At 63.6% G+C, this 26428-nt stretch carries 30 protein-coding genes; 21 read left to right on the forward strand and 9 right to left on the reverse strand.

The window, feature by feature from the left end; genetic code table 11:
- Positions 1-59: 59 nt before the first annotated feature.
- Together tldD and QUH67_RS03480 are read right to left on the reverse strand one after the other, a co-directional pair.
- Complete coding sequence (tldD, locus tag QUH67_RS03475) at positions 60-1484, reverse strand: metalloprotease TldD (protein ID WP_300945249.1); 1425 nt, start codon at positions 1482-1484, stop codon at positions 60-62.
- Between the two features lie 99 nt (positions 1485-1583).
- Positions 1584-2120, reverse strand: a complete 537-nt coding sequence (locus QUH67_RS03480) for an invasion associated locus B family protein (RefSeq protein WP_300945250.1) — start codon at positions 2118-2120, stop codon at positions 1584-1586.
- A 515-nt stretch (positions 2121-2635) separates the two neighbouring features.
- Between QUH67_RS03480 and coxB the strand changes: the two genes are divergently transcribed.
- The 9 genes from coxB (at position 2636) to QUH67_RS03525 (ending at position 9967) form a co-directional block, all read left to right on the forward strand.
- Complete coding sequence (coxB, locus tag QUH67_RS03485) at positions 2636-3472, forward strand: cytochrome c oxidase subunit II (protein ID WP_300945251.1); 837 nt, start codon at positions 2636-2638, stop codon at positions 3470-3472.
- Positions 3473-3567: 95 nt separating this feature from the next.
- A complete protein-coding gene (ctaD, locus tag QUH67_RS03490) occupies positions 3568-5187 on the forward strand; it encodes a cytochrome c oxidase subunit I (protein WP_300945252.1) in 1620 nt (539 codons plus the stop codon).
- 58 nt (positions 5188-5245) lie between these two features.
- Positions 5246-6184 carry a heme o synthase gene (locus tag QUH67_RS03495; RefSeq protein WP_300945253.1) on the forward strand — a complete coding sequence of 313 codons (939 nt, stop codon included), beginning with the start codon at positions 5246-5248 and terminating at the stop codon, positions 6182-6184.
- A gap of 18 nt (positions 6185-6202) precedes the next feature.
- Entirely contained in the window at positions 6203-6367 is a 165-nt protein-coding gene (locus tag QUH67_RS03500) for a CoxF protein (RefSeq protein ID WP_300945254.1), read from the forward strand.
- 12 nt (positions 6368-6379) lie between these two features.
- Positions 6380-7024 carry a cytochrome c oxidase assembly protein gene (locus tag QUH67_RS03505; RefSeq protein WP_300945255.1) on the forward strand — a complete coding sequence of 215 codons (645 nt, stop codon included), beginning with the start codon at positions 6380-6382 and terminating at the stop codon, positions 7022-7024.
- Between the two features lie 105 nt (positions 7025-7129).
- Positions 7130-8023 (forward strand): cytochrome c oxidase subunit 3, encoded by an 894-nt coding sequence (locus tag QUH67_RS03510; RefSeq protein WP_300945256.1) that lies wholly within the window; start codon positions 7130-7132, stop codon positions 8021-8023.
- Between the two features lie 222 nt (positions 8024-8245).
- Positions 8246-8632 (forward strand): DUF983 domain-containing protein, encoded by a 387-nt coding sequence (locus QUH67_RS03515; protein ID WP_300945257.1) that lies wholly within the window; start codon positions 8246-8248, stop codon positions 8630-8632.
- Complete coding sequence (locus tag QUH67_RS03520) at positions 8629-9396, forward strand: SURF1 family protein (RefSeq protein WP_300945258.1); 768 nt, start codon at positions 8629-8631, stop codon at positions 9394-9396. Before QUH67_RS03515 ends, QUH67_RS03520 begins: the two co-directional genes overlap by 4 nt.
- A 184-nt stretch (positions 9397-9580) precedes the next feature.
- Positions 9581-9967, forward strand: a complete 387-nt coding sequence (locus tag QUH67_RS03525; RefSeq protein ID WP_300945259.1) for a nuclear transport factor 2 family protein — start codon at positions 9581-9583, stop codon at positions 9965-9967.
- Here QUH67_RS03525 and QUH67_RS03530 read toward each other — a convergent pair.
- Positions 9955-11331: a histidine kinase gene (locus tag QUH67_RS03530; RefSeq protein ID WP_320416118.1), complete on the reverse strand. Its 1377-nt coding sequence runs from the start codon at positions 11329-11331 to the stop codon at positions 9955-9957. The two genes, QUH67_RS03525 and QUH67_RS03530, sit on opposite strands and share 13 nt — an antisense overlap.
- A 75-nt stretch (positions 11332-11406) precedes the next feature.
- On the opposite strand from QUH67_RS03530, the gene QUH67_RS03535 reads away from it, so the two are divergent.
- The 8 genes from QUH67_RS03535 (at position 11407) to QUH67_RS03570 (ending at position 18869) form a co-directional block, all read left to right on the forward strand.
- Complete coding sequence (locus QUH67_RS03535) at positions 11407-12051, forward strand: response regulator transcription factor (RefSeq protein ID WP_300945260.1); 645 nt, start codon at positions 11407-11409, stop codon at positions 12049-12051.
- Between the two features lie 555 nt (positions 12052-12606).
- Positions 12607-12819 (forward strand): hypothetical protein, encoded by a 213-nt coding sequence (locus tag QUH67_RS03540; protein ID WP_300945261.1) that lies wholly within the window; start codon positions 12607-12609, stop codon positions 12817-12819.
- A 106-nt stretch (positions 12820-12925) separates the two neighbouring features.
- Entirely contained in the window at positions 12926-13153 is a 228-nt protein-coding gene (locus QUH67_RS03545; RefSeq protein ID WP_300945262.1) for a hypothetical protein, read from the forward strand.
- A gap of 170 nt (positions 13154-13323) precedes the next feature.
- Positions 13324-14595 carry a lipoprotein-releasing ABC transporter permease subunit gene (locus tag QUH67_RS03550; RefSeq protein ID WP_300945263.1) on the forward strand — a complete coding sequence of 424 codons (1272 nt, stop codon included), beginning with the start codon at positions 13324-13326 and terminating at the stop codon, positions 14593-14595.
- Between the two features lie 162 nt (positions 14596-14757).
- Positions 14758-16176: a threonine synthase gene (thrC, locus tag QUH67_RS03555; protein WP_300945264.1), complete on the forward strand. Its 1419-nt coding sequence runs from the start codon at positions 14758-14760 to the stop codon at positions 16174-16176.
- Entirely contained in the window at positions 16173-17462 is a 1290-nt protein-coding gene (locus tag QUH67_RS03560; RefSeq protein WP_300945265.1) for a M16 family metallopeptidase, read from the forward strand. The genes thrC and QUH67_RS03560 overlap by 4 nt, the downstream gene beginning before the upstream one ends.
- A 63-nt stretch (positions 17463-17525) precedes the next feature.
- Entirely contained in the window at positions 17526-18113 is a 588-nt protein-coding gene (locus QUH67_RS03565; RefSeq protein ID WP_300945266.1) for a GNAT family N-acetyltransferase, read from the forward strand.
- 114 nt (positions 18114-18227) lie between these two features.
- Complete coding sequence (locus QUH67_RS03570) at positions 18228-18869, forward strand: hypothetical protein (protein WP_407080404.1); 642 nt, start codon at positions 18228-18230, stop codon at positions 18867-18869.
- A 52-nt stretch (positions 18870-18921) separates the two neighbouring features.
- Here the strand turns inward: QUH67_RS03570 and QUH67_RS03575 are convergent, their stop codons facing one another.
- The 5 genes from QUH67_RS03575 to QUH67_RS03595 form a co-directional block, all read right to left on the reverse strand.
- Positions 18922-19407 carry a F0F1 ATP synthase subunit B family protein gene (locus QUH67_RS03575; RefSeq protein ID WP_300945267.1) on the reverse strand — a complete coding sequence of 162 codons (486 nt, stop codon included), beginning with the start codon at positions 19405-19407 and terminating at the stop codon, positions 18922-18924.
- A 4-nt stretch (positions 19408-19411) separates the two neighbouring features.
- Positions 19412-19960: a F0F1 ATP synthase subunit B family protein gene (locus tag QUH67_RS03580; RefSeq protein WP_300945268.1), complete on the reverse strand. Its 549-nt coding sequence runs from the start codon at positions 19958-19960 to the stop codon at positions 19412-19414.
- A 58-nt stretch (positions 19961-20018) separates the two neighbouring features.
- Positions 20019-20249, reverse strand: coding sequence for a F0F1 ATP synthase subunit C (locus tag QUH67_RS03585; protein ID WP_300945269.1), 231 nt, complete (start codon positions 20247-20249; stop codon positions 20019-20021).
- A gap of 55 nt (positions 20250-20304) precedes the next feature.
- Positions 20305-21063: a F0F1 ATP synthase subunit A gene (locus QUH67_RS03590; RefSeq protein ID WP_300945270.1), complete on the reverse strand. Its 759-nt coding sequence runs from the start codon at positions 21061-21063 to the stop codon at positions 20305-20307.
- Positions 21064-21132: 69 nt separating this feature from the next.
- On the reverse strand, positions 21133-21504 hold the full coding sequence (locus QUH67_RS03595) for an AtpZ/AtpI family protein (RefSeq protein WP_300945271.1): 372 nt from the start codon (positions 21502-21504) through the stop codon (positions 21133-21135).
- 275 nt (positions 21505-21779) lie between these two features.
- Here QUH67_RS03595 and QUH67_RS03600 point away from each other — a divergent pair, with 275 nt between their 5' ends.
- From QUH67_RS03600 to QUH67_RS03610, 3 genes are all read left to right on the forward strand, one after another.
- Positions 21780-22415, forward strand: a complete 636-nt coding sequence (locus tag QUH67_RS03600) for a 2-hydroxychromene-2-carboxylate isomerase (protein WP_300945272.1) — start codon at positions 21780-21782, stop codon at positions 22413-22415.
- A gap of 52 nt (positions 22416-22467) precedes the next feature.
- The gene (locus QUH67_RS03605; RefSeq protein ID WP_300945273.1) at positions 22468-23007 is read left to right on the forward strand and encodes a hypothetical protein; all 540 of its coding nucleotides are present in this window, start codon (positions 22468-22470) and stop codon (positions 23005-23007) included.
- 165 nt (positions 23008-23172) lie between these two features.
- Positions 23173-23646, forward strand: a complete 474-nt coding sequence (locus QUH67_RS03610; protein WP_300945274.1) for a secondary thiamine-phosphate synthase enzyme YjbQ — start codon at positions 23173-23175, stop codon at positions 23644-23646.
- A 74-nt stretch (positions 23647-23720) separates the two neighbouring features.
- On the opposite strand, the gene QUH67_RS03615 is transcribed toward QUH67_RS03610, so the two are convergent.
- Positions 23721-25370, reverse strand: a complete 1650-nt coding sequence (locus QUH67_RS03615) for an MFS transporter (protein WP_407080442.1) — start codon at positions 25368-25370, stop codon at positions 23721-23723.
- A 334-nt stretch (positions 25371-25704) separates the two neighbouring features.
- On the opposite strand from QUH67_RS03615, the gene QUH67_RS03620 reads away from it, so the two are divergent.
- Positions 25705-26379 carry a response regulator gene (locus QUH67_RS03620; protein WP_300945276.1) on the forward strand — a complete coding sequence of 225 codons (675 nt, stop codon included), beginning with the start codon at positions 25705-25707 and terminating at the stop codon, positions 26377-26379.
- The last annotated feature ends 49 nt before the right edge of the window (positions 26380-26428 follow it).

The raw sequence follows: 26428 nt of genomic DNA on the forward strand, positions 1-26428 counted from the left end.
GCGCCAGCTCGACGGCTTGCCCGGACGGTGCTTTTCGCCGGCCGTTTTCGCGTCGCTCACTAGCCGGTTCCTCCGACCGTGATCTTTTCCATCCGCAGCGTCGGCTGGCCGACGCCGACCGGCACGCCCTGGCCGTTCTTGCCGCAGGTGCCGATGCCGGTATCGAGCGCGAGGTCGTTGCCGACCATGGTGATGCGATGCAGGTCGGTCGGCCCGTTGCCGATCAGCATGGCACCCTTGAGGGGGGCGCCGAGCTTGCCGTTCTCAATTTTGTACGCCTCGGTGCACTGGAACACATATTTGCCCGAGGTGATGTCGACCTGGCCGCCGCCGAAATTCGCGGCGTAGATGCCGTTCTTCACCGAAGCCAGGATCTCCGCCGGATCGCGCTGGCCGGCCAGCATGTAGGTGTTGGTCATGCGCGGCATCGGCACGTGGGCATAGCTCTGGCGGCGACCGTTGCCGGTCGGCTTCATGTTCATCAGCCGCGCGTTCTGGCGGTCCTGCATGTAGCCGACCAGGATGCCGTCCTCGATCAAAACCGTGCGGTTGGTCGGCGTGCCCTCGTCGTCGATCGAGAGCGAGCCGCGCCGCGACGCCATGGTGCCGTCGTCCACCACCGTGACGCCCTTGGCCGCGACCTGCTTGCCCATCAGCCCTGCAAAGGCCGACGTCTGCTTGCGGTTGAAATCGCCTTCGAGGCCGTGGCCGACCGCCTCATGCAGCATCACGCCGGGCCAGCCGGCGCCGAGCACCACGTCCATTTCGCCGGCCGGGGCTGGCACCGATTCCAGGTTGACCAGCGCCTCGCGGATCGCGCCGTCGGCCGCCTCGCGCCACGCCTTGGTCTCGATGAAGCGCGCATAGCCCTCGCGGCCGCCATATCCCTTGCTGCCGCTCTCCTGCCGGTCGCCTTGCCCGGCGACCACGGAAATATTGACCCGCACCAGCGGGCGGATGTCGCGATAGCTCTCGCCGTCGGGGCGCAGGATTTCGACCACCTGCCAGGTGGCGCCGAGGCTGATGGAAGCCTGCCGCACCCGCGGATCCTTGTCGCGGACATAGGCGTCGATCTCGGCCAGCAGTTTCACCTTGGCCTCGAAGCCCGGCGCTTCCAGCGGATTGTCGTCGCCGTAGAGCCGCACGTTGGTATGCGCCGGCGCCGCGGCAAAATGGCCGCTGTATCCGCCGCGCACCGCCGCCACCGCATCCGCCGCGCGAATCAGCGCCGGCAGGGAGACGTCGGACGAATGCGCATAGCCGACGGCGTCGTCCTTGACGGCGCGCAGGCCAAACCCTTGGCTGGTGTCGTAGGTCGCTTGCTTCAGCCGGCCGTTGTCAAAGCCGAGCGCTTCGGTCTGGCCATATTCCAGAAACAGCTCGCCATCGTCGGCCCCCTCGAGACCCCGCGTGATCTCGCGACGAACGGCATCGCGGTCGAGATTGGCGCGGTCGAGCAGGGAAGTTGTCGCGGGATTGGTCATGCAGGCTCCGATTCAGCGCAAATGCCGGGGGCGTACCCACTCTCGCAGGAACGACAATCGCCCGAAGATAGTCATGCGCCCAACGAAAGGGGAGCCCCCTCACGGCAGCTTGTCATACCCTTCCCCCAGCCCGTTCAGGCTGAGCGGAAAGCCGATGCCCTCTTCGGGCGTCTCAAAGATAATGAAAGTTGCGGTTTTGGCGCTCCGGAGCTGGCCGAGCAGCTTCTCCTCCAGCACCACCTCGGCCACGCATCCGTTCGGCAGGCAGCGGACGAATCCAGCCCGGCCGACGTCCTGGTTGTCGAGCTTCAGCCCGAGCCCTGACGGCAGCAGCACGCCGAGCGGCGCGACCACCCGCATCAGCTTGCTCTTCTGGTCGGCCGTCTTCAGCACGATCACGGTGAGGCCGGCGTTGGAGCGGTCCTCCGCTACCACGCTCTGGATCAGGGCGCATTGCTCGCCCTGGGCACCCGGCGGGGTGTCGCAGCGGATCTGCCAGTCGCCATGGACCGAGCGCACCGCGCCCTGGGCGGTGGCGGCCTGGGTCAGGCCCAGCATGAGGGCCGCGGCGAGCAGGCCGGCCAGCCAGCGGGCCGGTTCCCGACCCACTCTCGCCTGATGTTTCGAACGCCCCATCTGGGTCGATCCTCTTATCGATTTCCGGCGGTGCAGGGACATTTACGGCCCAGACCGCCAAGCCTGCATTGTAACTGGACTTATCCGGACTGATACGCAATGACGGCGCCTTGAAGGCGGTCCGCGGCCAATCCACGCGGTCCGGCACCGGCCTTTAGCCTTACCGAATCAGACCCTCGAGGACCGCTGCACCTGTGCCTACATCCGGCAATCGGACTGTCAAGCGCCGAAGCCCCCGCCGCGCGGCCGGGACTGCCTGATTTAACGAGAAAATCCGACATCCGCTGAATAGCAGGTGAAGCATGGCTTTGTGCCTTACTACTGCATTGCGAGCGCCCTGGAATTATGGTTTGAGAGGCGGGATTTCGACGCGTTCTAACGATCTGGCCCGACTACTTTTGAAGCTGGACTTCCAAAGTACCTCCGGTTGGCCGTTTGTGAGGGCGGATCGTGCGGCATTTTTCGCCATTCGGCGAAAGTGCTTTGGGGACTTAATTCAAGGGAGCGCGAGCGGCATGAAGATGTCGAGTGGCCAGATGGGCCGGCGATTGCTGGGGTTTTTGGTGGCGGTCATGACGCTTGCCGCCGGCGGGACGGCGCTGGCGGCACAACCCAAGCCGTGGGAAATCACGCTGCAGGACGCAGCCACCCCGGTGATGGAAAGCATCATCAGCTTCCATAATTTGCTGTTGTGGATCATCACGATCATCACTTTGTTCGTGCTGGCGCTTCTGGTCATCGTGGTGGTGAAGTTCAACGCCAAGGCCAACCCGGTCCCCTCCAAAACCACCCACAACACCCTCATCGAGGTGGCTTGGACGCTGATCCCGGTGCTGATCCTGGTCGCCATCGCGGTGCCTTCGTTCCGTCTCTTGTTCCTGCAGCTCGACATTCCCAAGGCCGACCTCACGGTGAAGGTCACCGGCAAGCAGTGGTATTGGAGCTACGCCTATCCCGATAACGGCAAGTTCGAGTTCGATTCGCTGATGGCGGCGGACAAGCCGCCGCGCCTGCTCGGTGTCGACAACGAGATGGTGGTGCCGGTCAACAAGGTGATCCGGGTCCAGACCACCGGCGCCGACGTCATCCACGCGTTCGCAGTGCCTTCATTCGGCATCAAGATCGACTCGATCCCCGGCCGCCTGAACGAGACCTGGTTCAAGGCCACCAAGACCGGCATGTATTACGGTCAGTGCTCCGAGCTGTGCGGCAAGGATCACGCCTTCATGCCGATCGCGGTCAAGGTGGTCTCCGATCAGGAATTCGCTTCGTGGGTCGAGGCGGCGAAGAAGAAATATGCGGCCAACCCGGCAAACACTTTCGCCTCGGCCGGTGGTCAGGTTGCGCAGTAAGGCGCGGCCAGACGACGAGCTGAGCGATAAGCCGACGGACAAGGGCGACGGGACCTGAACGGGTCCGAAAAGGGACTGCAAGGCAGGATTTCAAAATGGCAACGACCGCAGCGACACACCACGATCACGCCCATGACGATCATGCGCATGCCAATCCGACCGGATGGCGGCGCTGGGTCTATTCGACGAACCATAAGGACATCGGCACGATGTACCTTATTTTCGCGATCTTCGCGGGCATTATCGGCGCCGCGATGTCGATCGCGATCCGCATCGAGCTGATGTACCCGGGCGTCCAGTTCTTCCACGAGTCGCACACCTACAATGTGTTCGTGACCTCGCACGGCCTGATCATGATCTTCTTCATGGTGATGCCGGCGATGATCGGCGGCTTCGGCAACTGGTTCGTGCCGCTGATGATCGGCGCGCCCGACATGGCGTTCCCGCGCATGAACAACATCTCGTTCTGGCTGCTGCCGGCCTCCTTTGCGCTGCTCCTGATGTCGACCTTCGTCGAAGGTGCGCCGGGCGCCAACGGCGTCGGCGCGGGCTGGACCATGTATGTGCCGCTGTCGACGTCGGGCCATCCGGGACCGGCCGTCGATTTTGCGATCCTTTCGCTGCATCTGGCCGGCGCCTCCTCGATTCTGGGCTCCATCAACTTCATCACCACCATCTTCAACATGCGCGCGCCGGGCATGACCCTGCACAAGATGCCGCTGTTCGTATGGTCGATCCTGGTGACCGTGTTCCTGCTGCTGCTGTCGCTTCCGGTGCTCGCCGGCGCCATCACCATGATGCTGACCGACCGCAATTTCGGCACCACCTTCTTCTCCGCCGATGGCGGCGGCGACCCGCTGCTGTTCCAGCATTTGTTCTGGTTCTTCGGTCACCCCGAAGTGTACATCCTGATCCTGCCCGGCTTCGGCATGATCAGCCAGATCGTCTCCACCTTCTCGAAGAAGCCCGTGTTCGGCTATCTCGGCATGGCCTACGCCATGGTCGCGATCGGCGGCATCGGCTTCGTGGTGTGGGCGCACCACATGTACACCGTCGGCATGTCCTCGGCGACGCAGGCCTATTTCGTCGCCGCCACCATGGTGATCGCGGTGCCGACCGGCGTGAAGATCTTCTCCTGGATCGCCACGATGTGGGGCGGCTCGATCGAGTTCCGCACCCCCATGCTGTGGGCGATCGGCTTTATCTTCCTGTTCACGGTCGGCGGCGTCACCGGCGTCGTGCTGGCCAATGCCGGCGTCGACCGCGTGCTGCAGGAGACCTACTACGTCGTCGCGCACTTCCACTACGTGCTGTCGCTCGGCGCCGTGTTCGCGATCTTCGCCGGCTGGTACTACTGGTTCCCGAAAATGTCGGGCTACATGTATTCGGAGGCCATCGGCAAGGCGCACTTCTGGGTCACCTTCATCGGCGTCAACCTGGTGTTCTTTCCGCAGCACTTCCTCGGCCTGTCGGGCATGCCGCGCCGCTACATCGACTATCCGGATGCGTTCGCGGGCTGGAACCTGGTGTCGTCGCTCGGCTCCTACGTTTCGGGCTTCGGCGTGCTGATCTTCATCTACGGCGTGGTCGACGCGTTTGCGAAGAAGCGGGTGGCCGAGGCCAACCCGTGGGGCGCCGGCGCCACCACGCTGGAATGGACGCTGCCGTCGCCGCCGCCCTTCCACCAGTTCGAAGTGCTGCCGCGCGTCCAGTAAAGCCACTTCGCGGCGCGCAGCTGTTGCGCGCCGCAGTCTTCGTGAAGCGAGATCAATCTTGTCGGTAGTCGATCACAACGCCATCGATGCTCTTCCCCGGATTTCCGAGGCGGAGGTCGGTGATTACCTCGCGCTGTTGAAGCCGCGGGTGATGTCGCTCGTGATCTTCACTGCGCTGGTCGGCCTCGTGATCGCGCCCGGCCATGTTCACCCGGTGCTGGCGTTCACCGCCATCCTGTGCATCGCGGTCGGGGCAGGGGCCTCGGGTGCGATGAACATGGCGTATGAAGCCGACATCGACGCGCTGATGTCACGCACCGCCAACCGGCCGATCCCGCGCGGACGTATCACTTCCGGCGAAGCGATGGCGTTCGGCCTGATCCTGGCATTCTTCTCGGTGCTCACGCTCGGTATTCTCGTCAATTTGCTGGCGGGCGCGCTGCTGGCGTTCACGATCTTCTTCTACGTGGTGGTCTATACGATGTGGCTGAAGCGCTGGACGGCGCAGAACATCGTGATCGGCGGCGCCGCGGGCGCGCTGCCTCCCGTCGTGGCGTGGGCCGCGGCCACCGGCTCGCTGTCGATGGAGCCGCTGCTGCTGTTCCTCATCATCTTCTTCTGGACCCCGCCGCACTTCTGGGCGCTGGCGCTGTTCCGGTCCGACGACTATGCCCGCGCCGGCGTTCCGATGCTGCCCGTCGTCGCCGGGCCGGATGCGACGCGGCTGCAGATCCTGCTGTACACCATCGTGCTGGTCGCGGTCGCGGTCTCGCCGTGGCCGCTTGGCTATTTCGACGCGGTCTATGGCGTCACCTCGCTGGTGCTCGGCGCCGGCATGATGTGGCTGGCGATCGAGGTCTACCGCTACCGCGAGGGCAAGCAGGCGCAGCGCGCGACGCGCCGGCTGTTTGCGTTCTCGATCCTCTATCTGTTCGCGCTGTTTGCGACCCTGTTGCTCGAAGTGGTCGTCCGCGCCGTCATACCTTTGATCGGGTAGGGAGCGCATGGCGACCACATGGACGACAATCAGAAGCCGGATGGAATCGTCCTCACAGAGGCGCAGAAAAGAAGCCGCCGCCAGCGCTCGATCGCGATTGCGCTCGCGCTCGGCGTTCTCGTCGTGTTGTTTTTCGCCGTCACCATGGTCAAGGGGCCGGCAGTTCTCGTCCGGCCCATGTGATTGATAGCTGAGATGGAAAACGAACCGCAGAAGCCCAAGGCAATGACGGGGAGCGGCAAGGCCGCCCCGCGCCGCACGCTGACACGCGATGCGGTTGTCGCCTCGATCTGCGGCTTCGTCGTGGTGTTCATGGTCGGTGCGTCCTATGCGGCCGTGCCGTTCTACGACTGGTTCTGCCGCGCCACCGGTTTCAACGGCACCACGCAGGTCGCGACCTCGGCGCCGTCGGACGCGCCGCTGGCGCGCAAGATTTTTGTGCGGTTCGACGCCAATGTCGGCCCCGGCCTGCCGTGGAAGTTCGAGCCCGAGCAGAACGAGATCGAGGTCAGGATCGGCGAAGTCGTCACCGTGTTCTATCACGTGACGAACCAGGCCGCGCGCGCCACCGCAGGCGTTGCCGCCTACAATGTCGCGCCGCTCACCGTCGGCGCCTATTTCCAGAAGATCAACTGCTTCTGCTTCAATGAGCAGATCATGGGGCCGGGCGAGAAGCGCGAGATGCCCGTGGTGTTCTACGTCGACCCCGCGCTGGCCAAGGACAGCGAGAACGACGGGCTGAACACGATCACGCTATCCTATACCTTCTATCCCGTGCGCGAGACCGCGCCGAAGCCGCTGGCGGCCGGCGAGGGCGACAAGCGCAAGGGAAACCTGTGACAAGAAGCCTGTGACTGCCGGTTTTCGTATCTGACGGAAATTCGGCTTCGAGATTTGAGACGAATATGTGCCGAAGGGAACGGCACATGCAACGGAGAGACCGCAATGGCTACGGCGCACGCGAAGCACCACGACTATCACCTCGTCGATCCGAGCCCGTGGCCCGTGGTCGGCTCGATCTCGGCCTTCGTCATGGCGGTCGGTGCGATCACCTGGATGCATCACATGACCGCCGCAGCTCCGTTCATCTTCGGCTTCGGCACCATCGGGGTGCTCTACACCATGGCGAGCTGGTGGGGCGACGTGATCCGCGAAGCCCAGTACAAGGGCGACCACACCCGCGTGGTGCAGATCAGCCATCGCTACGGCATGATCCTGTTCATCGCCTCCGAGGTGATGTTCTTCGTCGCCTGGTTCTGGGCCTTCTTCAATTCAGCGCTGTTCCCGGCGGATGCCGTTCACGCCACCCGCGACGCCGTGTTCGGCTGCGGTCCGGGAACGGCGATGGGCGCCTGCAGCGTGCCGGGCACCTGGCCGCCGAAGGGCATCGAGACCTTCGACCCCTGGCACCTGCCGCTGCTCAACACGCTGCTGCTGTTGACCTCGGGCACGACCGTCACCTGGGCGCATCACGCGCTGCTCGAGAACGACCGCCAGGGCCTGAAATACGGCCTGATCCTCACCGTGCTGCTGGGCGCCGCCTTCACCTGCGTGCAAGCTTATGAATACGCCCACGCCACCTTCGCATTCTCCGGCAACGTCTATGGCGCCACCTTCTTCATGGCGACCGGCTTCCACGGTTTCCACGTGCTGGTCGGCACCGTGTTCCTGCTGGTGTGCCTGATCCGCGCCTATGCGGGACATTTCACCTCGAAGCAGCATCTCGGCTTCGAATTCGCCGCCTGGTACTGGCACTTCGTCGACGTGGTGTGGCTGTTCCTGTTCGTTTGCATCTATGTCTGGTTCCGCGGCGCGGGGGCTGCGGCCGGCGGGCACTGATCCAGATTAGACGTGCTACAAGGGGGCGGCCGGAAGGTCCGCCCCTTTTTGCTTTTTCTTCCTTCTCCCCTTGTGGGAGAAGGTGGCGGACGCAGTCCGCCGGATGAGGGCTTCTCTCGACGAGCAAGACTCGCAGAGGCAAACCCCTCACCCGTCTCGAATGAGCTGACGCTCATTCGATCCACTCTCTCCCACGAGGAGAGAGGGAAAAGGATGAGTATGATGCCTGATCAATCACCCACTCTGGCCGAGAGCGCGCTGCGCGGCATCGCCTGCCGCTGCCCGCGCTGCGGCAAGGGCAAGCTCTATGCGGGCTTCCTCGACCTGCGTCCGAACTGCGAGGCGTGCGGGCTCGACTACGCCTTCATCGACGCCGGCGACGGGCCTGCGATCTTCATCATCATGCTGGCGGGCGCCATCGTCGTCACGGCGGCGCTGATCGTCGAAATCAAGTACCAGCCGCCGTTCTGGCTGCACGCGGCGTTGTGGCTGCCGCTGATCCTGGCAACCACGCTGCTGCCGCTGCGCTCGATGAAATCGCTGTTGATCGCGCTGCAATTTCACCACAAGGCGGCGCCCGGCCGGCTGATCGACCGCGAGCCGAAATGAGCGGTGTGTCATCACGGCGGCCGGCGGTCACCGGCTTCGCCATCTTCACGCTGCTGATGGTGATGGCCTTTACCGGCCTCGGGATCTGGCAATTGCAGCGCCGGGTCGCCAAGCACACTCTGATCGCGATGCTGAACGAGCGGCTTGCGGCTGCGCCCGAGGCGCTGCCGTCGCCGTCGCAATGGACCTCGCTGACGCCGGCCAAGGACGAATTCCGCCGCGTCAGCTTTACCGCCACCTACGCGCCGGTGCCGGACGCGATGGTGTACAGCGCGGGTTCTGCCGTTCGCATCGACGTCTCCGGCCCGGGCACCTGGGCGTTCCTGCCGGCGCAACTCGCCGATGGCAACACCGTGGTGATCAACACCGGTTTCGTCCAGAACACGATGCAGGATCGTGGCCAGCAGGATCGCGCAGCAGGCCGGCTGATCACGGGCGACCCTGTCGAACTCACCGGCTATCTCCGGTTTCCGGAAAGCGCCGGCACGCTGACGCCGCCGGAGAACACGACCAAGCGGCTCTGGTTCACCCGCGATCATCTCGCGATGGCGCGCGCGCTGGGCTGGGGCGAGGCCCGCAAGGCCGTCGCGCCGTTCTACATCGATCTGGAAACGCCGGCGCCCGGGAGCGGCATTCCAAAGCCCGGCCCGCTCTCGGTGCATCTGAAGGACGATCACCTGCAATACGCCATCACATGGTTTACGCTGGCATTCGCGGTCGTCATCGCCTTTGGCGTGTGGTGGCGCGCCCAGCGCCGCGCCTGAGCTTTAGCGGCCGCGCCCGTATTCCACCGGATGGTTGCCGGAACCTTTGTTCCCCACAATGGTTGCTGTCCAACCTGCAAACCGGGCAACAGGCCGTTCAGTGTCCATTCATGACGATCGCCATATTCCGCCAGCCGCGTCAGCGCTGGGGACGACGTATATCGGTGTGGATGGGATTGCGGGTTTGGCGGACGATTTCGATCAGGTTGCGCTGGTGGTCGATTGGCTCGACGCCTGCCGGAATCGCGACCTCGCCGCCTTGCTCGACCTTTATGCCGACGATGCGAAGCTCGAATGCCAGTGCGGCCAGGCCAAGGACAGCCAGGGGCGCGCCGAACTCGAGTCCTACTGGCGGCCACGCCTCAAGACGCTTGCCCCGGCCGCTTTCGGGCTGGAGGAAATCACGCCCGCCGCCGGGAGCGTCGTGCTCGATTATCTGAGCTACGAGGGAAAGCCGGTCCGCATCGCATTCAGCTTTACGCGCGACGGCAAGATCCAGCACACCTTCTGTGCGCCAGCGGGGCAGACGCAGCGCGAGCCGGCCGCCGGCATTGTGCATCAGGCGGACTGACCGCCATCTTCTTCTGTACCCCGTGCGCGCGATGCGACATCGCTCAACGGAAGCCGGCAGCGCACACGGGTACGACCTTCCTCGCGCAGCAATTCGAACGTTCCGCTCAGCGCCCGTGCCCGCTCCAGCATGCCGGTCAACCCCCGGCCGAACATCTGATCCGCGGCAAAGCCGACGCCGTCGTCGACTATTTCCACGATCGCCTCGCGGTCGTTGATGTCTGCCGTAACGTGCATCGCCTTCGCGCCGGCGTGGCGAAGCACGTTGGTGACCGCCTCCTGGATCACGCGGTAGATCGTCTGCGACAGCAAGCCGTCGACACCGTTCAGGTCGGCGTCGATCTTTGACGTCACTGTGAGGCCGGGCGGCTGCGTCCTCGCGTTCTGCAGCAGCGTCTGGATGCTGCGCTCCAGGCCGAGCTCCTGGATGTAGAGCGGCCGCAGCCGGTCGAGGATACGGCGGTTCGCCTGCTGCAGCGTTTCGACCGACTGCAGGATTCCCTCGGCGGCAGCCTTCGACTTGGCCTGGCCTGACGGGATCGATTCCAGCAGCGCCACCGTGTTGGCGCGGATGCCGAACAGCAGCGGGCCGAGTTCGTCATGCAGCTCGCGCGCCACGTCCTGGCGCTCGTCGTCCTGCAAGGACACGATCTGCCGCAACAATCGACGGTTGTCGTGGCTAAGCCGATTGAGGGTGCGGGCGAGTTCGTTGGCTTCCTGCGCGCTCTTGCGAATCTCGGGCGGGCCGGAGGGCGCGATCGGCTGTTCGTATTCGCCCGCACGCAAGCGCGTCAGGCCCTCGCCGAGGCTTTGCAGCGGCTGCAGCGCAGAACGCGTGGCGAAATGGGCGATGGCGCCGGTCAACAGCATCAGGCTGATACCCGCGCAGGCGATCGCGAGAAATCCGATCCACTTCTCATAGATGTCGGCGGATATGTCGGGCGCGACGACGATGTCTCCAACCTGCTTTCCCCCGATTTCGACGGGGAAGGCTGCTTTTAATTCGGGCAGGACGAGCAGGCGGACGAACCAATCAGGCACCGTATCCGGCAGGCCATGCACCTCGGGCGGCCGATCATCGGAGACGCTCCCTACATGTCGAAAGCGGATCCCTTCAGAAGTCCCGAGCGACCGTACGAACGCATCCAGCGTCGCCTGCGGATTCTGGGACGCTTGAAGCGCGCCGTTGAGCGCGGCCGCAACGGCCTTGGCTGAACGTGCGGCTGGTTCGGTTTCCTCTAGAAGTTGCGTCGTGGCAAAGATCTGGAGCGAGACAGCTCCAGCCAGCAGAGCGACAGCGAACAACAGCCCGAGCAACAGCAGCAGTCGCGCGCGAAGAGAAAGCCTTTCCCATATCCGGATCAATATAACCCTCGCAACCCAAGATTTCTCTTTTAAAAAATCGCCAACGGCCTATTTAATCCCGAAGGGGATGAGTGAATGCAGAATATTACCAGATCGGCAACCAGGGTGTTGATCGTCGACGACCATCCGGTGGTCCTGTCGGGTTGCAGGTCGCTGTTTGCGTCGGACAATACAGTGCGTATCGAAGAAGCCGCCGACGCCAAATCCGGGCACCGCGCCTATGTGGCGAGGCGGCCCGACGTCACCGTGATCGATATCAAGCTTCCGGATGTGTCGGGTTTCGAACTGATGCGGCGCATCCGCAAGGACGATCCCGACGCCAGGATCATCATGTTCAGCATGAACGACGATCCGGCGTTCGTGGTGCGCGCCATCGAGATGGGCGCGCAGGGTTACGTTTCGAAATGTGACGATCCGAGGTTGCTGGTGAAGGCCGTGCGCAAGGTGGCTGCCGGCGACAATTTCATTTCGCCGCAACTGGCGGAAGCGGTGACCTTCTCAGGTGCTTCGATCAAGGCCAATCCGGCGTCGCAGATGACAGCGCGCGAACTGGAAATATTGCGGCTGCTCGGCCGCGGCGACAAGATCGTCGAGGTCGCCGATGCGCTGGAGATTTCCTACAAGACGGTGGCCAACACCACTTCGCTGCTCAAGCAGAAGCTCGGCGCCAAGAATCATTCGGACCTGATCCGGATCGCGGTGGAGATGGAACTCGGCTGAACCGGCCGCGCCGGTCGGGCGCGACCCGTTCGAGCCGCTGCATTCGCGCATCGCCCGGGCAATGGAATGGCGAGCGCGAATCCAGCGAAGGCCTATCGTCAGTGACGGTAGCCGCGTCCCCTGTGCCAGCCGTGCTTGTGGTGGCCGCGTCCCCTGTACCATCCGTAATGATGTCCGCGTCCCCGATGCATGCCATGGCCGCGCCCATGCTTGACCTGGACTACGGAGCCGTCTTCCGCGGCCATCGGGGCCATACCCAGCCTGGCGGAAGCGGATGCGCTCATGGCTAGCGAAGCAATCAATGCGGCGCCTATCAGGACAATTCGTCTCATCAAGTTTCCTCCCGTTCGCGTGATTGACGTCATGCACAAGCGAGCCGGCGAGCGTTTGTTCCTGAGGGCGGGAAGCAAAAGCGGTCATGAGGAATGTCGGCCATCCTTCTGTTCATCTACGAGCGCGATGCTGCGGCGCACCCGGAAGCTGTTTTAAGGTTGCTGTAGATGTCTCGGGAAAAAGTTGCAATATGTGGGCTCGATGTGGAGGCGGGAGTGAGGAATGGCTGACAAGGATATCGTGGAGATTGCCTGCACCCGAGCGTGGGGCGTCTATCTCCTGATCCACCGCAATATCGCCGAGACCGACGTCCGTCGCGAAAAATTGCGGCGTTTTATCTGTGAGCGTTGGAAGGCCGGCACTAATGAAAGCGAGCTGCTGGCCGTCGAAGGCCTCAAATATCTCAAGACGCTGGACGGGCCGCCGGCCGGCTAGCGGTTCACGCGGCGGTTGCCGGAGGAAATATTTAATTCGGGAAAAATAGGAACCGTGGACTTCTTCGGGTGTTGACCGGCCGTTGTGAAAACTTGAGGAGGAAGCCTTGAAGAAATTTCTGATGACGGGAGCGCTAATCCTTGCCGCGTCGGCGGCTGCTGAAACCGCGGTCGCTGCCGAGTTCTACGTGGTTCGCGACGCCTCCACGAAGAAGTGCACGATCGTCGATACCAAGCCGACGACCACCACGACCACGGTCGTCGACAACGGCACGTTCAAGACCAGGACCGAAGCCGAAACCGGCATGAAGACCATGAAGGTCTGCACCGAGTAACGACAGACCCTTCCAAGAGAGAGAGCCGCGGCGCTGCCGCGGCTCTCTTTTTGTTTGGCAATGGCAAGTGCGCGGCGTCAAATCCCGCGTGGCGGGAATATGGCGGTGGACTAAAAATGTTTGCGCAGCCGGGCGCTCGAATTGGCGTAAAAAGGCGCTAGAGTGATGGCATGGAAAACGTCACGCGCCCCCTGCCGTTCTCGGCGTTCGAATGGCTGCTGTCCGGGCGCTACTTGCGGGCGCGGCGCAAGGAAGGGTTCATTTCCGTCATTGCCGGCTTCTCGTTTCTCGGCATCATGCTCGGCGTCGCGACGCTGATCATCGTGATGGCCGTGATGAACGGCTTTCGCAAGGAGTTGATCGACAAGATCGTCGGCATGAACGGCCATCTGGCGGTGCAACCGCTGGAGTCACCGCTGACGGACTGGCAGGACGTCGCAGCGCGCATCGGCCAGGTGTCGGGCGTGAAGCTGGTCGTTCCAGTGGTGGACGGTCCGGCGCTGGCCTCGTCGGCGCAGACCGCCTCCGGCGTGCTCATTCGCGGCATTCGCGCCGACGATCTGAACAAGCTTGCCTCGGTCGCCAGCAATATCCGGGATGGCTCGCTGGAGGCATTTCAGCAGGGAGAGGGCGTCGCCATCGGACGCCGGCTTGCCGAACAATTGAGCTTGCGCGCCGGCGACCCCATCACGCTGGTCGCGCCCGGCGAAAACCTGACGTCGAAGGCCGTTACGCCGCGCATGAAGCCGTACAAGGTCGCGGCGGTGTTCTCTACCGACATGTCGGAATATGATTCCGTGATGGTCTTCCTGCCGCTCGCCGAGGCGCAGGCCTATTTCAACCGCGCCAACGACGTCAGCGCGATCGAGATCTTCCTCGAAGCCAGGCCGGATCGGGTCGACGATTTCCGCAAGCCCGTGGCGGACGCCGCCGCGCGGCCGGTGTACCTGGTCGACTGGCGGCGGCGCACCTCGGCGTTTTTCGCCGCGCTCCAGGTCGAGCGCAACGTCATGTTCCTGATCTTGACCCTGATCGTGCTGGTGGCCGCGCTGAACATCGTGTCGGGCCTGATCATGCTGGTCAAGGACAAGGGCAGCGATATCGCCATCCTGCGCACCGTGGGTGCCTCGCGCGGATCGATCATGCGGGTGTTCCTGATCGCGGGTGCCGCGATCGGCGTGGTCGGCACGCTGACCGGGCTCCTGGTCGGTATGCTTGTTTGTGTGAATATCGAAAAGATCCGGCAATTCCTTTCCTGGATCACCAACACCGAGCTGTTTCCGCCAAAGCTCTATTTCCTGTCGAAAATGCCGGCGGAGATCGATTTCGGCGAGACCGCCGCCGTGGTGGCCATGGCGTTGACGCTGTCCTTCCTGGCGACCCTCTATCCTTCCTGGCGTGCGGCCCGGCTCGATCCGGTCGAGGCGTTTCGCTATGGCTAGCGGGACGCCTTGTCGACCGCTCGGCCTAGCTTCTTTTTGACCCCATGGCATTTCCCCTTCGCCGCAAACGCTTTATGGTGGCCCTTGCTTCGCCCCGGGGCGAAATAAATTCATGATGGATATCAAAGGCTTGGCATAAGGCTTGCGCCTTTGGAGGGTGGTTTGACGCGCTATATTTCGACGCGGGGGGAGGCCCCGGTCCTGGGTTTCTGCGATGTGATGCTGACCGGGCTCGCCCGCGACGGCGGTCTTTATGTGCCCGAGATCTGGCCGCAACTCTCTGCCGAGACCATCGCGGGATTTTTCGGCCGGCCCTATTGGGAAGTCGCCGTCGACGTGATCAAGCCGTTCGCCGCCGGTGAAATTTCCGACGCCGATCTCGGCCGCATGGCGAACGAAGCCTATGCCACCTTCCGCCATCCCGCGGTAGCGCCGCTCGACCAGATCGGGCCCAATCAATTCGTGCTGGAACTGTTTCACGGCCCGACGCTGGCGTTCAAGGACGTTGCGATGCAGCTGATCTCGCGGCTGATGGATCACGTGCTGGCCAAGCGCAATCAGCGCACCACCATCGTGGTCGCGACCTCGGGCGATACCGGCGGCGCCGCGGTCGACGCGTTCGCGGGCCTCGACAATGTCGATCTGGTCGCGCTGTTTCCGAACGGGCGGATCTCCGACGTGCAGCGGCGGATGATGACGACGGCGGGTGCGCCGAACGTGCATGCGGTGGCGATCGAGGGCACGTTCGACGATTGCCAGGCGCTCGTGAAGGCGATGTTCAACAACCACGGCTTCCGCGACGCGGTCGCGCTGTCCGGCGTCAACTCGATCAACTGGGCGCGGATCGTGGCGCAGGTAGTCTACTATTTCACCTCCGCCGTCGCGCTCGGCGCGCCCGCGCGCGCCGTGGACTTCACCGTGCCGACCGGCAATTTCGGCGACATTTTTGCGGGCTATGTCGCGAAGAAAATGGGGCTGCCGGTGCGCTGGCTGCGCATCGCCTCCAACATCAACGACATCCTGCCGCGCACGCTCAAGACCGGCATCTACGAGGTGAAGGAAGTTCACGCCTCCGCGTCGCCCTCGATGGACATCCAGATCTCCTCGAATTTCGAACGGCTGCTGTTCGAGGCGAGCGGCCGCGACGCCGCCAGCGTTCGCCGGCTGATGGACTCCCTGAAGCAGTCCGGGCGCTTCGTGCTGCCGGACGCGATGCTGGGCGCGATCCGCGAGGAGTTCGACGCCGGCCGCGCCGACGAGACCGAGACGTCGGCGGCGATCCGCGCCGCCTGGCGCGAGGCCGGCGATCTCGTCGATCCCCATACCGCGGTGGCGCTGGCGGTGGCCGAGCGCGACACCTCGGATTCGCGGATTCCCAACATCGTGTTGTCGACCGCGCATCCCGCGAAATTCCCCGATGCGGTGGAAGCCGCCTGTGGCGTGCGGCCGCAACTGCCGCCCTGGCTCGATGGACTCATGACCAAATCCGAACACATCACGGTAATGAAAAACGATTCAGCCGAAGTGGAGAAATTCGTGCGCTCGGTGAGCCGTGCCGCGAAGCAGGGAGTAGCCGGATGACCGTTGACGTTACCAAGCTGCCGTCCGGCCTGACCGTCGTCACCGACAGCATGCCGCATCTTGAAACCGCGGCGCTCGGCGTCTGGGCCGGCGTCGGCGGCCGCGACGAGAAGCCGAACGAGCACGGCATCTCGCATCTGCTCGAACACATGGCCTTCAAGGGCACGACGCGCCGGTCTTCGCGCGAAATCGTCGAGGAAATCGAGGCGGTCGGCGGCGATCTCAACGCCGGCACCTCGACCGAGACCACCGCCTATTATGCGCGGGTGATGAAGGCCGACGTGCCGCTGGCGCTCGATGTGCTGTCCGACATCCTGGCCAACCCGTCCTTCGTGCCTGACGAACTGGAGCGCGAGAAGAGCGTCATCGTGCAGGAAATCGGTGCGGCGCAGGACACGCCCGACGACGTCGTGTTCGAGCATCTTAACGAGCTCTGTTTCCCGGATCAGCCGATAGGCCGTTCGCTGCTCGGCACCGCCAACACGCTGAAGGATTTCGACCGCGACATGCTCAGCAATTATCTGTCGACGCATTACCGCGGCCCCGACATGGTGGTGGCCGCCGCCGGCGCGGTCGACCACCAGCGTGTGGTCGAGGAAGCGGCGCAGCGATTTGTCAGTTTCGACGCCACGCCGGCGCCGAAGCCGACGCCCGCGATGTTCGGCAAGGGCGGCTCGCGCGTGGTGCATCGCGATCTCGAACAGGCGCATCTGACGCTGGCGCTCGAGGGCGTGCCGCAGACCGACCTGTCGCTGTTCTCGCTGCAGGTGTTCACCAACACGCTGGGCGGCGGGATGTCGTCGCGGCTGTTCCAGGAAGTGCGCGAGAAGCGCGGCCTGTGCTATTCGATCTACACCTTTCACGCGCCCTATTCGGACACCGGCTTTTTCGGCCTCTATACCGGCACCGATCCCGAGGACGCGCCGGAGATGATGGAAGTGATCGTCGACGTCATCAACGACGCCGTGGAAACCCTGACGGAAGCCGAGATCGCCCGCGCCAAGGCGCAGATGAAGGCAGGCCTTCTGATGGCGCTGGAAAGCTGCTCCTCGCGCGCCGAACAGCTGGCGCGCCATGTGCTGGCCTACGGCCGGCCGCAGACGGTGGAAGAGCTGGTCGCCCGCATCGATGCGGTCAGCGTCGAATCGACTCGCAATGCCGCGCATGCGCTGCTGTCCCGCAGCCGGCCGGCGGTGGTCGCGCTGGGCAGCGGCCGGGGGCTGGACACGGCGGTGTCTTTTGCGGAAGGATTAACGAGGTCGAAAGCGAAGTCGCTGCTACACTAACGCCAACTTCTCCCCTCAAGATTGCGACGAGGGAGAGGTAACTCGGGCGGGAGAGTTGAGGGCATGGCCCTGTTTCGTTTGCCAACCAGCGGACCGGCCGCGCTCGTGCCGCGCGGCCATGGGCTTCTCTTGCGCGCGCCGCAGATGGCGGACTTCCTGCAATGGTCGCAGTTGCGCGAGCACAGCCGCGCCTATCTCACGCCATGGGAGCCGATCTGGCCGTCGGACGATCTGACCCGCGCCGGCTTTCGCCGCAGGCTGCGCCGCTACGCCGAGGATATCGCCGCCGACCGCTCCTATCCGTTCATCATCTTCCGCGCCTCCGACGGCGCGATGATCGGCGGCATCACGCTCGCCAATGTCCGCCGCGGCATCGTGCAGGCCGGCACGATCGGCTACTGGGTCGGCGAGCCCTATGCCGGGCGCGGCTACATGACCGCGGCGCTGCGGGTGCTGCTGCCGACGCTGTTCGGCGAGCTCAGTCTGCACCGCATCGAGGCCGCTTGCATTCCCACCAATTCGCCCTCGATCCGGGTGCTGGAGAAATCCGGCTTCACCCGCGAGGGGTTGGCGCGGCGCTATCTCTGCATCAACGGCGTCTGGCAGGACCACCTGCTGTTCGGCCTGCTGCATGAGGATTTCCGCGGCTGAACCGTTGATTTCCAAGCTGTTTGGTGGCGTTTGGGTGGCCTTGGGTTCGCCGCCATTGGGCTGCTATAAGGCCGCCGGGGTCAATGACAGGGCATGATGAATCAGGGACGTCGCATGGGTGACAATCATTTGGCGAGGATGATGGCGGCTGCGGCGGTCGCGGGCGGGCTGGTCTGCCTGGTGGTGGCGCCCGCATCGGCGCAGTCGCTCACCGACCGTTTCAAGAGCCTGTTCGGCGGCAAGTCGGACGAGGCGCCGGCGACCAGCGCGCCGGGGGCGGCGGTACCGCAGGACACCGGCGATCTGACCTGCCCTCCGGTTACGGTAAGAGCCGGCGCATCCACCTACGCGGTTGCGGCGCCCGGCAAGCAGCCGGTCGGCAACGACCTCAAATTCCAGGCGACGATCTCCAGAATGGCGCGCGAATGCAGCGTCAATGCCGGCGTGATCACGGCGCGGATCGGCATTCAGGGCCGCGTTATTGCCGGTCCGGCCGGCGCCCCTTCGTCGGTCCAGGTTCCGATTCGTGTGGCGGTGGTGCAGGGCGGCGTCGCTGAGAAGACCATCGCCACCAAGGCCTACCAGACAACGGTCACCATGACCGAAGGCGGCAGCGAGCCGTTCACGCTGGTGGCCGAGGATCTGACCTATCCGGCGCCTGCCGGCGCCGTCGGCGACAGCTATATCTTCTATATCGGTTTCGATCCGCAGTCCCTGAAGCCGGAACGCGCGGCGCCGAAAAAGAAGAAGCAATAAAAAAGCCGGCGCGATCGTCTCGCGCCGGCTTTTTGTTGGGTTTGAAAACCGCTCAGTTCAGCTTGGCGCGAACCTCGGCGATGCCCCTGGTGAGCAGGTCGTCGGCGACCGAGCCTTTGACCGACTTCGCCAGGATGGCCGAGGCGGCGTCGACTGCGGCGTTGGCGGCGGCGGCGCGGACGTCGGCCAGCGCCTGGGCTTCGGCGAGTGCGATCTTGCTCTCGGCGGTCTTGGTGCGGCGGGCGACGAAGTCTTCCAGCTTGGCCTTGGACTCCACCGCGATGCGTTCGGCTTCGGCCTTGGCATTGGCGATGATTTCCTCGGCCTCGCGTTCGGCGCTGGCCCGGCGGGTCTGGTACTCGCCAAGCAGCTTCGCGGCCTCTTCCCTGAGACGCTTGGCGTCGTCGAGTTCGGCCTTGATGCGCTGGGCGCGATGATCGAGCGCCGTCAGCACCGCCTTGTGGATGCCGAGATAGGCAAACAGCGCCATCAGGATGATGAAGGCGATCGCGACCCAGGTTTCCGGTTGGGCAAACATCCCGTTATCCCTTCAACGTGGCATCGACGGCGCTGCTGACGGTCTTGCCGTCGGGCAGCACGCCGGTGAGGCGTTGCACGATCGCGCCGGCCGCGTCCGCAGCGATGCCGCGGACGTTGCTCATTGCGGTTTCGCGCGTCGCCGCGATCTGCTTCTCGGCGGCGGCGAGCTTGGCGGTGAGCTGATCTTCCAGCTTCTTGCGCTCGGCCTCCGCCGTGGCGTTCAGGTTGTCGCGGGTCTCGTTGCCGATGGCCTGCGCGCGGGAACGCGCCGAAGCGAGCTCCGTCTCATAGGCCTTCAACGCAGCGTCGGAATCGTCCTTCAGCTTCTGCGCCGCGGCCAAGTCGCCCTCGATCGCGTTCTGACGTGCATCGATCACGCTTTCGACGCGTGGCAGCGCGAAGCGGGATACGATCACATAGAGCGCGACGAATGCGATAACGAGCGACACCAGCTGCGAGGCAAACGTGCTTGACTCGAACGGAGGAAATGTTCCGCCGTGGCCGCCGTCTGCTTCGGTGTGGGCACTGGTACCATGACTTTTTTCAGCCACGGGGTTCTCCTGTTGCCGTCAGGCGCGCCGCCCGGGGGGCGGCGCGGGAAAGTGCAGTTCAGAGCGGAACGAAAAGTAGCAGCAGCGCGACCAGCAGCGAGAAGATGCCGAGCGCTTCGGTCACGGCGAAGCCGAAGATCAGGTTGCCGAACTGGCCCTGCGCAGCCGAAGGATTGCGTATCGCCGCGGCGAGGTAGTTGCCGAAGATGAATGCCACGCCGATTGCCGCGCCGCCCATGCCGATGCATGCGATGCCCGCGCCGATGAATTTTGCTGCTGCCGGTTCCATTTTCTAGAGCTCCTTGAGAGATAAGACAGAGTGAGGGTAGAAATTCCCCGGACGCTTAGTGTCCCGGATGAATGGCGTCGTTGAGGTAGATGCAGGCGAGGATCGCGAACACGTAGGCCTGCAGGAATGCGACCAGCAGTTCAAGCGCGGTCAGCGCCACCGTGAGCGCCAGCGGCGCGATGCCGCCGATCCAGCCGATGGTGCCGAGCGAGACGCCGAGCATGGCGACGAAGCCAGCGAACACCTTCAGCGCGATGTGGCCGGCCAGCATGTTGGCGAACAGACGCAGCGCATGCGAAACCGGCTTCACGAAGAAGAACGACAGGACTTCGATGAAAACGACCAGCGGCATAACAAAGGCCGGAACGCCGGAGGGCACGAAAATCTTGAAGAATTTCAGGCCGTTTTTGTACACGCCGTAGATCAGAACCGTGAACCAGACCAGAAGAGCCAGCGCCGTAGTGACGATGATGTGACTCGAAACCGTAAACGTGTAGGGAATGATGCCGATCAGGTTCGAGACGCAGATGAACATGAACAGCGAGAAGATCAGCGGGAAAAACTTCATGCCTTCCGCGCCGGCGGTCGAGCGGATCGTCGCGGCCACGAACTCGTAGGAGATTTCCGCGATCGACTGCAGCCGTCCGGGCACCAGTTGTCCTCTTGCCATGCCGCCGATCATCAACAGCGAAATCACCGCTACCGAGAGGAACATGTAAAGAGATGAATTGGTGAAGGCGATCGTCTGATTGCCAATACGGCCGATCGTGAACAGGGGCTCGATATTGAACTGATGGATCGGGTCGATTTTCATCCGCGCGGCTCGTTATCCACCGGCCTGGCCGGCAATCGAATTTCAACTGTCGTGACTTCCCGTCGACGCTCAGCGCCTGCCTGGACCTGCGCCGGCGGTTCGCACCACGTTGACCACACCGGCGACGAAGCCGAGCAGAAGAAACACGATGAAACCGAACGGCGATGTCGACAATAAACGGTCGAACCCCCAGCCAATCGCCGCCCCGACGACAACGCCCGCGACCAATTCCGAGGAGAGCCGGAAACCAAGCGCCATAGCAGAAGCTCTGGCGGCTGTGTCTCCGCTTTCAGTTCCGGGTTGATCAGTCTTGATTTTGCGGCTGTCGCGAATTTCGGACAATCGGGTATCGAGACTTCCGAGCCTTGCGGAAAGCGCAGCTTCGTCGGACGACGATTTATCGCGATCGCCACTTACGTTGTGTTTCTTGTCCTGGGCCATGCCCACGACACTAAACGATGCCAACGGTTGATGGAAATTACGCCCGTCACCCTTGAAAGCCGCGCGGACCATACTTAGCGCGTCTATTCAAGTCAAGATTAGGTCGCATCGGGTTATTTTGTTGATTTAATTGATGTTTTTCAGTCTTGGCCTGCGACATGGTAGACCCGGGATCGCAGTGCAGCAGGTTTGCCACAGGTATCGATCTTGCGCAGCCTTGAGCGCTCTGTTGGGATGTCGAAAGCGAAGCAGGAATCCCTTGTGCCGGAGCCCGCATGCCACGTCAGGTTGATTACTATTTCTCGCTCCAATCGCCCTGGGCCTATATCGGCCACCAGTCCTTTCGTCGCCTGGTAAGTACTTATGATCTCAAGGTAAATCATAAACCTGTGGTGCTGGTCGACCTGTTCTCGGAGACCGGCGGGTTGCCCCTGTTGAAGCGCCACCCGGTGCGGCAGCGCTACCGGATGGTTGAATTGCAGCGCTGGCGCGACAAGCGCGGTTTGACATTTCATCTGCAGCCGGCGAACTGGCCGTTCAACGCGCGTCTGGCCGATGGCGTCGTGATCGCGGCGCTCGAGGCCGGCCACGATCCCGACAACTATCTGCGCCGCGCCTTTGCCGCCGTCTGGGAAGATCAGCTCAACCTTGCCGATCCCGCAACCATCGCAAAACTTGCCGATGACTCGGGGCTTCCCGGCCAGGAACTGGTGGAGCGTTCCGGCGCGGAGGACATCAGCGCCAGATATGAACAGAATCGGCAGGAGGCACTGGACGCCGACGTGTTCGGCTCGCCGGTCTACGTGCTGGACGGCGAGGTGTTCTGGGGGCAGGACCGCCTTGAATTGCTGGACGACGCATTGAAGTCCGGCCGGGCGCCCTATACCTCAAAGGTCCAGGACGCGCCTTGAAAGCGCCCCGGCGGTCGAGGAAACCGGTAACTCCTGAGGCGGGAGCAAGCCCATGAGCACAGCGAGATCGTCGTCGAAATTCTCCACGATTTTCTTGCTGGCCGTTTGCTGCGCTGGCGCCGGTCAAGCGCTTGCGGGCCCGATGCCCGAGACCGAGAACGGCCGCTACGCGCTTTCGCCGGCGGGTGACGGCGTGCTCCGTCTCGACACCCGCACCGGCGCGGTCTCGACCTGCAACAATTCTGGCGCGGGCTGGGCTTGCTACACTGTGCCCGACGAGCGCGCGGCGATGGACAGCGAAATCGGCCGCCTGCAGTCCGACATTGTCCGCCTGCAGGCCGAGAACGAACGACTCAAGTCGCAGCTCGCCGCGCGCGAGCCGGCGGTGCCCGGCAAGATAGAAGAGCCTTTGCCGAAATCGGACTCGCTCAAGCCCGCCGAGCCGAAGGCGGCGGAGGGCGGCCGCAAGATCGAAATCCCGCTGCCGAGCGACCGCGACATGGACCGCATGATGTCGTTCCTGGAGCGGGCGTGGCGGCGCCTGATCGAGATGGCCAACCGCGTGCAGCGGGACATCGACGGCAAGATTTGACGGGTAGCTCCGTCGTGCGTTGCGCTTTCTCCTCTCGTCGTCCCGGCGAAGGCTGAACTTGTAGGGTGGGCAAAGCGAAGCGTGCCCACCGTCTCACAACGAGTTCGATGATGGATGGTGGGCACGTCGCTTCGCTCCTTTGCCCACGCTACAAAGATAGGCATTATGACTTCACCCAAATCCCTCTCTCGCACGACGCCTTCCGTCGTCACCGCCAATACCATCGTCTCCTCGCTGCTGACGGTGGAAACGCGCGGCGCAGGCTTTACCGACCTGAGCTCCGAAGTGACAAAATTCCTGCGCGACGTGCATGCGCGCGAAGGCGCAGTGACGCTGTTCATTCGCCACACCTCGGCGTCGCTGACGATCCAGGAAAATGCCGACCCGACCGTGCTGGTTGATCTGGCCACCGCGCTCGATCGCCTCGCGCCGGAGAGCGCCGGATGGCGTCATGACACCGAGGGGCCGGATGACATGCCGGCGCATATCAAGGCCATGCTGACGTCAACCTCGCTGCACGTCCCGGTGCTGCAGGGCGCCCCCGCGCTGGGCACGTGGCAGGCGATCTATCTGGTCGAGCATCGCGCGCGGCCGCACCGGCGCGAGATCGTGCTGCAGTTCGTCGGCGTGGCGGAGTGAGGCGGCCGCAAAGCAAAACGGCCGCGGATCGCTCCGCGGCCGTTTCATGATCTCGTTACGCTGAACGAAACCGATTACTTCGTGATGTCGACGTCCTTGGTTTCCGGCAGGAAGAAGAAGCCGACAACCGCGGTGATCGATGCGAAGATGATCGGATACCACAGACCCGCGTAGATATCGCCGGTCGAGGCCACGATCGCGAAGGCGGTCGCCGGCAGCAATCCGCCGAACCAGCCGTTGCCGATGTGGTAGGGCAGCGACATCGAGGTGTAGCGGATTTTGGTCGGGAACAGTTCGACCAGCATCGCCGCGATCGGCCCGTACACCATGGTGACGTAGATCACCAGGATGAACAGCAGCCCGATCACCGCGGCGACCTGCGGTTTGAAGATGTCGAACGGATGCGTCATCTTCACGATCTGGGCGTCGCCGGCCTTCGGGTAGCCCGCGGCCTGCACCGCCGCCAGCACGGCTGGATTCGATGTCTTGGCATCCGCATAGGCCGTCTCCTTGCCGTTGACGACGACTTTTACGCCGGAGCCTGCGGCGCCGTAGCTGGTCGTATACCTGACCGACTGCTGCGCGAGGTAGGCGCGGGCCGTGTCGCAAGGCGCCGTGAAGACGCGGGTGCCGACCGGGTTGAACAGATCGCCGCACAGCGCGGGATCCGAGACGACCTCGACCTTCACGGTTTCGATCGCTTTCTCCAGCGCCGGGTTGGCGTTGGAGGTGATCATCTTGAAGATCGGGAAGAAGGTCAGCGCCGCGATCAGGCAGCCTGCCAGGATGATGGGCTTGCGGCCGATCTTGTCGGACAGCACGCCGAACACGATGAAGAAGCCGGTGCCGAACAGCAGCGACCAGGCGATCAACAGGTTGGCGGTGTAGCCATCGACCTTGAGGATCGATTGCATGAAGAACAGCGCGTAGAACTGGCCGGTGTACCAGACCACGCCCTGGCCCATCACGCCGCCGAGCAGGGCGATGATCACGATCTTGGCGTTGCTCCAGTTGGCGAAGGCTTCGGTCAAGGGGGCCTTCGAACTCTTGCCCTCATCCTTCATCTTCTGGAAGACCGGCGATTCATTGAGCCGCAGCCGGATCCAGACCGAGATACCGAGCAGCAGCACCGAGACCAGGAACGGAATACGCCAGCCCCATTTCGCGAATTCCGGTTCGCCGAGCGCGGTACGGGTGAACAGGATCACCAGCAGCGACAGGAACAGGCCGAGCGTGGCCGTGGTCTGGATGAACGAGGTGTAGTAGCCGCGTTTGCCCATCGGGGCATGTTCGGCCACATAGGTTGCCGCACCGCCATATTCGCCGCCGAGCGCGAGGCCCTGCAGCAGGCGCAACGCGATCAGGATGATCGGCGCCGCGATGCCGATGGTCGCCGCGTTGGGCAGGATGCCGACGATGAACGTCGAGAGGCCCATGATCAGGATGGTGACGAGGAAGGTGTATTTGCGGCCGACGATGTCGCCGACGCGACCGAACACGATGGCGCCGAACGGACGGACGATGAAGCCCGCGGCGAACGCCAGCAGCGCGAAGATGTCGCGCGTGGCCTGGTTGAACATCGGCTGGTTTGTCGCGGGATCGATCACGCCGAAGAACTGCGCGCCGATCACGCTGGCGAGCGAGCCGAACAGATAGAAGTCGTACCATTCGAAGACGGTGCCGAGCGAGGAAGCGAGAATGACGAAACGTTCGTCCTTCGTCATTCCTGCGGCCTTGCCGGATGTGGCAGTCATAGTGGACATTTCAACACTCCCCAAAATTGATGCAAAGTCCGCCCTTGCCGAACTTGGCCGGATTAGCTGGGCTTGGTGCCAAGGTAACATCCCCGTGAAAGCACCCCCAATACGACTTTCGGCCCTTTGCACGGCGTGTGCGGCCGGGTTTGTGCGGGGTCCCGCGGAACGCGGAGGCGTATTGCAGCGCACAAGTGTGCGGGTTAACTGCTTTCAAACATGATAGGATTGGCCGCTTGCGCTCGTCTGTCCAACGCGGGACAAAGCGGAGCGGACCCCTCGCAAGCCAGTGCAAGAGAGCCGAATGACGACCTCTGCCATTACCCGCCTCGTCATCGCCGATGACCATCCGCTGTTCCGCGATGCGTTGCGTCAGGCGGTTGTCAGCGTCATGGCGTCCGCCGTCGTCAGCCAAGCCGGCTCGTTCGACGATCTTACCGCGATGCTGGAACGGGATTCCGAGGTCGACCTGATCCTGCTCGATCTCACCATGCCTGGAATCTCCGGCTTCTCAGGCCTGATCTATTTGCGCGCGCAATACCCGGCGATCCCGGTGGTCATCGTCTCCGCCAGCGACGATGCCGGAACCATCCGCCGCTCGCTGGATTTCGGCGCCTCCGGCTTCATTCCCAAGCGCTTCGGCGTCGAAACGCTGCGCGACGCGATCATGAAGGTGATGGAGGGCGAGGTCTGGGTTCCGCCGGACACCGATCTGTCCTCGGCCGACGACCCCGACATGTCGCGCCTGCGCGACCGCCTGGTAACGCTGACGCCGCAGCAGGTGCGGGTGCTGATGATGCTGTCGGAAGGGCTGCTCAACAAGCAGATCGCCTACGAGCTCGGCGTCTCGGAAGCCACCATCAAGGCGCACGTCTCGGCGATCCTGCAGAAGCTCGGCGTCGAGAGCCGGACCCAGGCCGTGATCGCGGCGGCGAAGATTGCCGGCGGCCAATGGCGCCAGGGCACGCCGACGGGTTAGCATCCGACGTAAACTCTCGGCCGTCATTCCGGGGCGCGCCTTTTTGGCG

It is taken from the genome of Bradyrhizobium roseum, assembly GCF_030413175.1.
In the GTDB taxonomy this organism is placed as follows: domain Bacteria; phylum Pseudomonadota; class Alphaproteobacteria; order Rhizobiales; family Xanthobacteraceae; genus Bradyrhizobium; species Bradyrhizobium roseum.

What these genes read in the sequence shown, in the direction of transcription:
- coxB (WP_300945251.1), top strand. Translation starts at nt 2,636, where the DNA reads ATGAAGATGTCGAGTGGCCAGATGGGCCGGCGATTGCTGGGGTTTTTG.
- tldD (WP_300945249.1), bottom strand. Translation starts at nt 1,484, where the DNA reads ATGACCAATCCCGCGACAACTTCCCTGCTCGACCGCGCCAATCTCGAC.
- QUH67_RS03550 (WP_300945263.1), top strand. Translation starts at nt 13,324, where the DNA reads ATGGAAAACGTCACGCGCCCCCTGCCGTTCTCGGCGTTCGAATGGCTG.
- QUH67_RS03620 (WP_300945276.1), top strand. Translation starts at nt 25,705, where the DNA reads ATGACGACCTCTGCCATTACCCGCCTCGTCATCGCCGATGACCATCCG.
- QUH67_RS03505 (WP_300945255.1), top strand. Translation starts at nt 6,380, where the DNA reads ATGGAAAACGAACCGCAGAAGCCCAAGGCAATGACGGGGAGCGGCAAG.
- QUH67_RS03595 (WP_300945271.1), bottom strand. Translation starts at nt 21,504, where the DNA reads ATGGCCCAGGACAAGAAACACAACGTAAGTGGCGATCGCGATAAATCG.
- QUH67_RS03535 (WP_300945260.1), top strand. Translation starts at nt 11,407, where the DNA reads ATGCAGAATATTACCAGATCGGCAACCAGGGTGTTGATCGTCGACGAC.
- QUH67_RS03540 (WP_300945261.1), top strand. Translation starts at nt 12,607, where the DNA reads ATGGCTGACAAGGATATCGTGGAGATTGCCTGCACCCGAGCGTGGGGC.
- QUH67_RS03560 (WP_300945265.1), top strand. Translation starts at nt 16,173, where the DNA reads ATGACCGTTGACGTTACCAAGCTGCCGTCCGGCCTGACCGTCGTCACC.
- QUH67_RS03565 (WP_300945266.1), top strand. Translation starts at nt 17,526, where the DNA reads ATGGCCCTGTTTCGTTTGCCAACCAGCGGACCGGCCGCGCTCGTGCCG.
- QUH67_RS03570 (WP_407080404.1), top strand. Translation starts at nt 18,228, where the DNA reads ATGGGTGACAATCATTTGGCGAGGATGATGGCGGCTGCGGCGGTCGCG.
- QUH67_RS03480 (WP_300945250.1), bottom strand. Translation starts at nt 2,120, where the DNA reads ATGGGGCGTTCGAAACATCAGGCGAGAGTGGGTCGGGAACCGGCCCGC.
- QUH67_RS03510 (WP_300945256.1), top strand. Translation starts at nt 7,130, where the DNA reads ATGGCTACGGCGCACGCGAAGCACCACGACTATCACCTCGTCGATCCG.
- ctaD (WP_300945252.1), top strand. Translation starts at nt 3,568, where the DNA reads ATGGCAACGACCGCAGCGACACACCACGATCACGCCCATGACGATCAT.
- QUH67_RS03590 (WP_300945270.1), bottom strand. Translation starts at nt 21,063, where the DNA reads ATGAAAATCGACCCGATCCATCAGTTCAATATCGAGCCCCTGTTCACG.
- QUH67_RS03500 (WP_300945254.1), top strand. Translation starts at nt 6,203, where the DNA reads ATGGACGACAATCAGAAGCCGGATGGAATCGTCCTCACAGAGGCGCAG.
- QUH67_RS03520 (WP_300945258.1), top strand. Translation starts at nt 8,629, where the DNA reads ATGAGCGGTGTGTCATCACGGCGGCCGGCGGTCACCGGCTTCGCCATC.
- QUH67_RS03575 (WP_300945267.1), bottom strand. Translation starts at nt 19,407, where the DNA reads ATGTTTGCCCAACCGGAAACCTGGGTCGCGATCGCCTTCATCATCCTG.
- QUH67_RS03605 (WP_300945273.1), top strand. Translation starts at nt 22,468, where the DNA reads ATGAGCACAGCGAGATCGTCGTCGAAATTCTCCACGATTTTCTTGCTG.
- QUH67_RS03585 (WP_300945269.1), bottom strand. Translation starts at nt 20,249, where the DNA reads ATGGAACCGGCAGCAGCAAAATTCATCGGCGCGGGCATCGCATGCATC.
- QUH67_RS03600 (WP_300945272.1), top strand. Translation starts at nt 21,780, where the DNA reads ATGCCACGTCAGGTTGATTACTATTTCTCGCTCCAATCGCCCTGGGCC.
- QUH67_RS03515 (WP_300945257.1), top strand. Translation starts at nt 8,246, where the DNA reads ATGCCTGATCAATCACCCACTCTGGCCGAGAGCGCGCTGCGCGGCATC.
- QUH67_RS03610 (WP_300945274.1), top strand. Translation starts at nt 23,173, where the DNA reads ATGACTTCACCCAAATCCCTCTCTCGCACGACGCCTTCCGTCGTCACC.
- QUH67_RS03615 (WP_407080442.1), bottom strand. Translation starts at nt 25,370, where the DNA reads ATGACGAAGGACGAACGTTTCGTCATTCTCGCTTCCTCGCTCGGCACC.